Annotated in this window: 7 protein-coding genes; 2 read left to right on the forward strand and 5 right to left on the reverse strand. The window is 70.0% G+C overall.

The window, feature by feature from the left end:
* Nucleotides 1-136 precede the first annotated feature (136 nt).
* The 5 genes from ACFWVE_RS34395 to rpsO all read right to left on the reverse strand — a co-directional run bounded on the left by ACFWVE_RS34395 (nucleotide 137) and on the right by rpsO (nucleotide 5,655).
* The gene (locus ACFWVE_RS34395; protein WP_384023013.1) at nucleotides 137-580 is read right to left on the reverse strand and encodes a hypothetical protein; all 444 of its coding nucleotides are present in this window, start codon (nucleotides 578-580) and stop codon (nucleotides 137-139) included.
* A gap of 15 nt (nucleotides 581-595) precedes the next feature.
* Nucleotides 596-1,348, reverse strand: a complete 753-nt coding sequence (gene dapB, locus ACFWVE_RS34400) for a 4-hydroxy-tetrahydrodipicolinate reductase (protein ID WP_384023015.1) — start codon at nucleotides 1,346-1,348, stop codon at nucleotides 596-598.
* A gap of 54 nt (nucleotides 1,349-1,402) precedes the next feature.
* Complete coding sequence (locus tag ACFWVE_RS34405) at nucleotides 1,403-2,782, reverse strand: M16 family metallopeptidase (protein WP_384023018.1); 1,380 nt, start codon at nucleotides 2,780-2,782, stop codon at nucleotides 1,403-1,405.
* Nucleotides 2,779-4,992, reverse strand: coding sequence for a polyribonucleotide nucleotidyltransferase (locus ACFWVE_RS34410; RefSeq protein WP_384023021.1), 2,214 nt, complete (start codon nucleotides 4,990-4,992; stop codon nucleotides 2,779-2,781). The genes ACFWVE_RS34405 and ACFWVE_RS34410 overlap by 4 nt, the downstream gene beginning before the upstream one ends.
* 375 nt (nucleotides 4,993-5,367) lie before the next feature.
* Nucleotides 5,368-5,655, reverse strand: a complete 288-nt coding sequence (gene rpsO / locus ACFWVE_RS34415; RefSeq protein ID WP_042168273.1) for a 30S ribosomal protein S15 — start codon at nucleotides 5,653-5,655, stop codon at nucleotides 5,368-5,370.
* Nucleotides 5,656-5,932: 277 nt separating this feature from the next.
* Between rpsO and ACFWVE_RS34420 the strand changes: the two genes are divergently transcribed.
* Both ACFWVE_RS34420 and ACFWVE_RS34425 read left to right on the forward strand, forming a co-directional pair.
* Entirely contained in the window at nucleotides 5,933-6,250 is a 318-nt protein-coding gene (locus tag ACFWVE_RS34420) for a DUF397 domain-containing protein (RefSeq protein WP_384023024.1), read from the forward strand.
* 379 nt (nucleotides 6,251-6,629) lie between these two features.
* Nucleotides 6,630-6,831, forward strand: a 202-nt coding sequence (locus ACFWVE_RS34425; RefSeq protein WP_384023027.1) for an SCO5717 family growth-regulating ATPase, incomplete at its 3' end; no start/stop codon positions are given.

A 6,831-nucleotide genomic window follows, 5' to 3' on the forward strand; every position in this document is an offset into this window, starting at 1 on the left:
GGGGGGGGGGGGGGGCCGCGTTTTTCGGGGGGGTGGTGGGGGGGCCTCCCCGGGGCCCCCCTGGGGGGCGGGGGGCCGGGCCCCACCCCGGGCCCGGCCCCCCGGCCCGTTCTCGTCCTGCTGCGGTCGCCCTGCGTCAGGGGGCCGTCCTGTGCAGGGCGATCGCGCGTTGCATCGCCTTGCGGGCGCGCGGGGTGTCCCGGGCGTCGTGGTAGGCGACGGCGAGCCGGAACCAGCTGCGCCAGTCGTCGGGGGCGTCCTCCGTCTCGGCCTTGCGCCGGGCGAAGACCTCGTCGGCCGAGTCCCGGTCGACACGGCCGCTGGGCAGGCGTTTGAGCTCGTCCACCGGCAGTCCGCCCTGGGCGTCGAGCTCGGCGGCGAGCCGGTTGGCGTTGCGGACGAACTCGGTGTTCTTCCACAGGAACCACACACCGATGACCGGCAGGATGAGCACCGCCACGCCGAAGGCGACGGTGAGGGGCGTTCCTGCCTGGATGAGGAGCACACCGCGGCTGCCGACCAGGACGAAGTAGACGACCAGGACGGCGGCCGTGACGGCGTAGGAGATTTTCGCGCGCATGGAGTCGGCTCGGGCTCAGTTCAGGTCGAGGAAGTGTTCCAGGCCGAAGGTCAGGCCGGGAGTGGTCACCACGCGGCGGGTGCCGAGCAGGATGCCCGGCATGAAGCTGCTGTGGTGCAGGGAGTCGTGGCGGACGGTGAGGGTCTCGCCCTCGCCGCCGAGCAGGACCTCCTGGTGGGCCAGCAGGCCGCGCAGCCGGACGGCGTGCACCGGGACGCCGTCCACGTCGGCGCCGCGGGCGCCGTCCAGGGCGGTGACCGTGGCGTCCGGGGCGGGGGCACTACCGGCCTTGCGGCGGGCCTCGGCGATGAGCTGGGCGGTGCGGGTGGCGGTACCGCTGGGAGCGTCCACCTTGTTGGGGTGGTGTAGTTCGACGACCTCGACGGACTCGAAGTACGGGGCGGCGAGCTGCGCGAACTTCATGGTCAGCACGGCGCCGATGGAGAAGTTCGGCGCGATGAGCACGCCCGTCTCCGGAGATTGCTCGAGCAGGCCCGTCAGCTGTGCGAGGCGGTCGTCGGTCCAGCCGGTGGTGCCGACGACCGCGTGGATGCCGTGACGTACGCAGAAGTCGAGGTTGCCCATGACCGAGGCGGGGGTGGTCAGTTCGACGGCGACCTGGGCGCCGGCCTCGGCGAGGGTCTCCAGCCGGTCGCCCCGGCCGAGCGCGGCCACCAGTTCCATGTCGTCGGCGGCCTCGACGGCCCGTACCGCCTCGGAGCCGATACGGCCCTTGGCGCCGAGGACCGCCACACGCAACTTGCTCATCTTCCTTGCTTCCTTACCGGAGAGGTCGAAAACCGTGGGATCCGGGCCGGTCGGTCAGGCGACCGTGTCGTGCAGCCGGGCCGCCTGCTTGTCCTTGAGCGGGCCGATGACCGACAGCGAGGGCCGCTGTCCCAGGACGTCGCGGGCGACCGCGCGGACATCGTCCGTGGTGACCGAGGCTATCCGGGCCAGCATGTCGTCGACCGACATCTGCTCCCCCCAGCACAGTTCGCTCTTGCCGATACGGTTCATCAGCGCGCCGGTGTCCTCCAGACCGAGGACGGTGGAGCCCTGGAGCTGGCCGATGGCGCGCCGTATCTCGTCGTCGGGCAGGCCCTGCTCGGCGACCTGGTCGAGTTCGTCGCGGCAGATCTTCAGCACGTCGTGCACCTGGGACGGCCTGCATCCGGCGTACACGCCGAAGAGGCCGCAGTCGGCGAAGCCGGAGGTGTACGAGTAGACGCTGTAGGCCAGGCCGCGCTTCTCCCGGACCTCCTGGAACAGGCGGGAGGACATGCCGCCGCCGAGGGCGGTGTTGAGCACCCCGAGGGCCCACCGGCGCTCGTCGGTGCGGGACAGGCCCGGCATCCCGAGGAGGATGTGCGCCTGCTCGGTCCTCCGGTCGACCACCTCGACGCGGCCCGCGGTGCGCAGGGTGCGCCGTCCGCCGCGCGGGGCGATCGGCTGGGCGTCCGGGTCCTTCAGAGCGCCGGCCGCCTCGAAGGCGTCCCGGACCTGGCGTACGACGTCGTCGTGGTCGATGTTGCCGGCGCAGGCGACCACGAGGTGGGTCGGATCGTAGTGCTTCTTGTAGAAGCGGCGGATGCGGTCGGCGGTGAGGGCGTTGACCGTGTCGACCGTGCCGAGGACGGGGCGGCCCAGCGGGTTGTCGCCGAACATGGTGTGCGCGAACAGGTCGTGCACGCCGTCGCCCGGGTCGTCCTCGGTCATCGCGATCTCTTCGAGGATCGCGCCGCGCTCGATGTCGACGTCCTCCTCGAGGATGCGGGAGCCGGTCAGCATGTCGCAGACCACGTCGATGGCGAGCGGCAGGTCGGTGTCGAGCACGCGCGCGTAGTAGCACGTGTACTCCTTGGCCGTGAACGCGTTCATCTCGCCGCCGACGGCGTCGATGGCGGCGGAGATGTCCAGGGCGGACCTGCGGTGCGTGCCCTTGAAGAGCAGGTGCTCCAGATAGTGGGTGGCGCCGTTCAGCGCGGGCGTCTCGTCGCGGGAGCCGACGTGTGCCCAGATGCCGAAGGTCGCCGAGCGGACCGAGGGCAGGGTCTCGGTGACGACGCGCAGTCCTCCGGGAAGGGTGGTCCTGCGGACGGTACCGGTGCCGTTCTCGCCCTGGATGAGGGTTTGGGTACGGGCGACGGCCCGCGCCTTGGGAGAGGTGCGGGCCGTCGCCTTGGAGCCGTGGGACGTCACTGGTCGGTGTCGGCCTTCTTGTCGTCGTCCTCGCCCTCGATCACGGGGACGAGGGAGAGCTTGCCGCGGGAGTCGATCTCGGCGATCTCGACCTGGACCTTGGCGCCCACGCCGAGCACGTCCTCGACGTTCTCCACGCGCTTGCCACCGGCGAGCTTGCGGATCTGCGAGATGTGCAGCAGTCCGTCCTTACCGGGCATCAGGGAGACGAACGCACCGAAGGTGGTCGTCTTCACGACGGTGCCCAGGTAGCGCTCGCCGACCTCCGGCATGGTCGGGTTGGCGATGCTGTTGATCGTGGCGCGGGCGGCCTCGGCCTGTGAGCCCTGGGCGGCACCGATGTAGATGGTGCCGTCGTCCTCGATCGTGATGTCGGCGCCGGTGTCCTCCTGGATCTGGTTGATCATCTTGCCCTTGGGGCCGATGACCTCACCGATCTTGTCGACGGGGATCTTCACGGTGATGATCCGCGGCGCGTTCGGGGACATCTCGTCCGGGGTGTCGATCGCTTCCATCATCACGTCGAGGATGTGGAGGCGGGCGTCACGGGCCTGCTTGAGGGCGGCGGCCAGGACGGAGGCGGGAATGCCGTCCAGCTTGGTGTCGAGCTGGAGCGCGGTCACGAACTCCTTGGTGCCGGCGACCTTGAAGTCCATGTCGCCGAAGGCGTCCTCCGCACCGAGGATGTCGGTGAGGGCGACGTAGTGCGTCTCGCCGTTGATCTCCTGGGAGATCAGGCCCATGGCGATACCGGCGACGGGGGCCTTGAGCGGCACACCGGCGTTCAGCAGCGACATGGTGGAGGCGCAGACCGAGCCCATGGACGTCGAGCCGTTGGAGCCGAGGGCCTCGGACACCTGACGGATCGCGTAGGGGAACTCCTCGCGGGTCGGGAGCACCGGCACGATGGCGCGCTCGGCGAGGGCGCCGTGGCCGATCTCGCGGCGCTTGGGGGAGCCCACGCGGCCGGTCTCGCCGACGGAGTACGGCGGGAAGTTGTAGTTGTGCATGTAGCGCTTGCGGGTCACCGGGGAGAGGGTGTCCAGCTGCTGCTCCATGCGGAGCATGTTGAGGGTGGTGACGCCCAGGATCTGGGTCTCGCCACGCTCGAACAGCGCGGAGCCGTGCACCCGCGGGATGGCCTCGACCTCGGCGGCCAGGGTGCGGATGTCGGTGACACCGCGGCCGTCGATGCGCTTCTTCTCCTTGATGACGCGCTCACGGACCAGGGACTTGGTCAGCGCGCGGTACGCGGCGGAGATCTCCTTCTCGCGGCCCTCGAACTCCGGCAGGAGCTTCTCGGCGGCGAGCTGCTTGACGCGGTCCAGCTCGGCCTCGCGCTCCTGCTTGCCGGCGATGGTGAGCGCCTGGGCGAGCTCGGGGCGGACGGCGCCGGTCAGCGCCTCCAGGACGTCGTCCTGGTGGTCCAGGAAGATGGGGAACTCGCCGGTCGGCTTGGCGGCCTTCGCGGCGAGGTCGGCCTGGGCCTTGCAGAGGACCTTGATGAAGGGCTTCGCGGCATCGAGACCGGCGGCGACGACCTCTTCGGTGGGGGCCTCGGCACCGCCCTCGACCAGCTTGACCGTCTGGTCGGTGGCCTCGGCCTCGACCATCATGATCGCGACGTCGCCGTCCTCCAGGACACGGCCCGCGACGACCATGTCGAAGACGGCGTCCTCGAGCTCGGTGTGCGTCGGGAAGGCGACCCACTGGCCGCGGATCAGCGCGACGCGGACGCCGCCGATCGGGCCGGAGAAGGGCAGACCGGCCAGCTGCGTGGACGCGGAGGCGGCGTTGATCGCCACGACGTCGTACAGGTGGTCGGGGTTGAGCGCCATGATCGTGGCGACGACCTGGATCTCGTTGCGCAGGCCCTTCTTGAAGGACGGGCGCAGCGGGCGGTCGATGAGGCGGCAGGTGAGGATCGCGTCCTCGGAGGGCCGGCCCTCCCGGCGGAAGAAGGAGCCGGGGATCTTGCCGGCCGCGTACATCCGCTCTTCGACGTCCACCGTGAGGGGGAAGAAGTCGAGCTGGTCCTTGGGGTTCTTCGAGGCCGAGGTGGCCGACAGCACCATGGTGTCGTCGTCCAGGTAGGCCACGGCGGAACCGGCGGCCTGCCGGGCGAGGCGGCCCGTCTCGAAGCGGATGGTGCGGGTGCCGAAGGAGCCGTTGTCGATGACGGCTTCGGCGTAGTGGGTCTCGTTCTCCACCAGTGGGTTCTCCGTTACTTGTCGTCTTTCGTCCCGCCTCGCCCGTGTGGCGGGGGGACGGGGGCGGAGAAGCGCGCCGTCTGGTGCGGGCCGGTCTTCGATCGAAGCTCCCGGGTTCATTCACCCGGGGGCCACTACCGAGGACCGGCGGCGGCGAGGTGCGCTTCCCTCGTACGTCGGGACGTCCGGAGGACGTCGGGGGTGCCGGTGACGGCCACGACCTGGTGCGGTACCGGCCGTCACAGCGAGTCGGTGTTCTTGTTCCTGCGTTGTGCTACCACACTACAAAGAGGTGGTGACACTCCGCACGTACAGGCACGTACAGCAAAGGGAGCGGTCCCCTTTCCTCAGGGGAACCGCTCCCGTCACGGCGTCTTACTTGGCGCCCGCCGCACCACGACGGATGCCGAGGCGGTCGACCAGCGCACGGAAGCGCTGGATGTCCTTCTTGGCGAGGTACTGCAGCAGCCGGCGGCGCTGACCGACCAGGATGAGCAGACCACGACGGGAGTGGTGGTCGTGCTTGTGGGTCTTGAGGTGCTCCGTCAGGTCGGAGATCCGACGGGACAGAAGAGCGACCTGGACCTCGGGGGAGCCGGTGTCACCTTCCTTGGTGCGGAAGTCGGCGATGATCTGGTTCTTCGTAGCGGCGTCGAGCGACACGCGTACTCCTCATGGTCTGTGACTGGCCACCGAGCGCCCCCGGTCTTCTCCTCGGGGGATCTTCCATGACTCGGAAGGCGGGATCCGCAGGGCGCGGCCTCCGAAGCAGGGCTCCGAGGGTGCGTACACATACGGCCGTCACCCAGGGTACCAGTCGGCGGCGGGCCCCTTTACCGCGGTCCGCGGAACCGCCCAGGTGGGACGCGGGGTGCCACTAATGTGAGCGCTCGTACCGGTCCATCGGACCAGTCATACGTCGGGAAGGGGTCGCTGCGACATGGCGGAGACGGCTGAGGAGATCAAGGCACGCAAGGAGCGGGAGAAGGACGAGCTCTACGCCCTCGACATCTCCGGCGTCGAGTGGCACAGCGCGCCGGGTACCGAGGAGCACGAGGAGCGGGTCGAGATCGCCTATCTGCCCGAGGGTGCGGTGGCCATGCGGTCGTCCCTCGACCCGGACACCGTGCTGCGCTACACGGAGGCGGAGTGGCGCGCCTTCGTGCTCGGCGCACGGGACGGCGAGTTCGACCTGGAACCGGCGCCGGGGGCCGGCGGGGCGGGCACCGGAGGGACGGCGGCCGGGGCCACCGAGTAGTCCGGCACTCCGAGCAGCCCGAGCAGTTCGGGTCCGGTCCGGTGCTCCGGACCGGACCCGACGAGGTGACCGTCCGTGGTTCTTCTTCCATGGGCGGTTTCTTTCGTTTGTGCAGTGAATGTGTATGCCCCTTGACAGCGACGGGTGTTGTGGGTGGCACTGGCTGAGGGTGGGCAGGGCTGACGGGGTGGGGCTGCCCGTGACTAGGCTGGTACCCGACGCGACGCCAGAACCCGCGAACCGGGTACCGGCGTCACAGGCCCGGGGGAGGCCGGTTCGGACGATGTCGTCCTCATGCAGGGCCAGTTCGGACCACTGCAGGTGGTCGCCCCGGCACAGCGCGACGGCACAAGGGTGCTCGACCAGACCAGGAGGAACTGTGGGCAGCGATCGGGACGGGATCCGCGGGGGCTGGGCAACACCCGGCGATGACCAGCCCGATGCGGAGTCCGCCGTCGAGGCGACGGGCGAGTTCACCATCGACTACGCGCCGCCGGCCTGGTACACGCAGAACGCTTCGGGGAGTTCGGAGCCGGAGCCGGAGCCTGCCCCGACCTCGGCGCCGGCGCCGGCGCCGAGGT

The organism is Streptomyces sp. NPDC058632 (genome assembly GCF_042717095.1).
Classification (GTDB): Bacteria; Actinomycetota; Actinomycetes; order Streptomycetales; family Streptomycetaceae; genus Streptomyces.

What these genes read in the sequence shown, in the direction of transcription:
- ACFWVE_RS34420 (WP_384023024.1), top strand. Translation starts at nt 5,933, where the DNA reads ATGGCGGAGACGGCTGAGGAGATCAAGGCACGCAAGGAGCGGGAGAAG.
- dapB (WP_384023015.1), bottom strand. Translation starts at nt 1,348, where the DNA reads ATGAGCAAGTTGCGTGTGGCGGTCCTCGGCGCCAAGGGCCGTATCGGC.
- ACFWVE_RS34395 (WP_384023013.1), bottom strand. Translation starts at nt 580, where the DNA reads ATGCGCGCGAAAATCTCCTACGCCGTCACGGCCGCCGTCCTGGTCGTC.